The organism is Sphingomonas sp. S-NIH.Pt3_0716 (assembly GCF_003950715.1).
Classification (GTDB): Bacteria; Pseudomonadota; Alphaproteobacteria; order Sphingomonadales; family Sphingomonadaceae; genus Sphingobium; species Sphingobium yanoikuyae_A.
Genome location: NZ_QLJK01000109.1, coordinates 1 through 1143, shown reverse-complemented (window position 1 = coordinate 1143; position 1143 = coordinate 1). Strand labels below are relative to the sequence as shown.

General features: G+C 59.5%; 1 protein-coding gene. It reads left to right on the top strand.

Annotation, left to right across the window (positions count from 1 at the left end; all coding sequences use genetic code 11):
• Nucleotides 1-64 precede the first annotated feature (64 nt).
• Nucleotides 65-1143, top strand: a 1079-nt coding sequence (locus tag BRX37_RS26250) for an ISL3 family transposase (protein WP_125990367.1), incomplete at its 3' end; no start/stop codon positions are given.

The following is a 1143-nucleotide window of genomic DNA, read 5'->3' as shown; positions in this document are numbered from 1 at the left end:
GGCTCTGAATCACTTTTGCTGCTGGTGATGGTATCCTTCCCCCGCTTTACTGGGAGGATCTGTCATGAACGGGCGATTTCAACGAGCGCGTCTTGCCCCTGAAGGCTTTGCGGTGGTGTCGCTGCAGGGTGTCGGAGATGATTTCCATATTCAACTGCGTTCTCGCTGCCTTTCAGGCGTTTGTCCGGATTGTGGCCGCCCAAGCCAGCGAGTTCAGAGCCGGTATGTGCGGAGACCTTCGGATTTACCGTTGGCGGGCCGCCGTGTCATTCTAACGATCCAGGCGCGCCGCTTCTGGTGTGACGCGGTCGTGTGCGGTCGGCGCATCTTCTGCGAACGGTTCGATGTAGGTGTCCTGGCGCGATATGGCCGGCGTACTCAACGTCTTGAGACAATTGTCCACCATCTGGGCCTCGCATTGGGCGGGAGACCTGGGGCCGCATTTGCCAACCGTCTAATGGTGCCGGTGAGCAAGGACACTTTGCTGCGGGTGGTGCGGCGGCACGCTGTTGATCGATGTGACGACCTCCATGTTGTCGGTATTGATGATTTTGCCTTCCGCCGAGGCCAGACTTACGGAACGATTGTCTGCGATCTGGAGCGCCGCAAGCCGGTCACCCTTCTGCCTGATCGAGCACTGGAAACGTCACGGGCCTGGCTTGCCGAACGCCCATCCATATTCATCGTCGCTCGAGACCGCGGCGGCGGTTATGGTGAGGCGATCGCACGAGGGCTCCCTCATGCCGAGCAGGTTGCCGATCGTTGGCATCTCATGGAAAATTCGAGCCGAGCCTTTCTCGACGCCGTCAGCAAATCCATGCGGCAGATCAGGCAAGCGGTCGGCAGCAATGTCGTCGACCCCAAGCTTCTCACTTATGCTGAGAAGCTGCAGTACGAAGGTTACCTTCGTCGTCAGGAAACCAATGAGGCAATCCAGGAACTGGCCAAAAGCGGCACTTCCATCCGGCAGATTGTCCGGCAGACTGGTCACAGCCGCAAACTCGTTCGGGACGTCCTACGCGGACAGCGCCTAGACGTCTTTCGTACTCGGCCAAGCGCTCTGGACAGTTGGTTGCCGTGGCTGAACGAGCGCTGGGATACCGGATCCCGCAACGCCTTGGCGCTCTGGCGTGAGATGCGTGC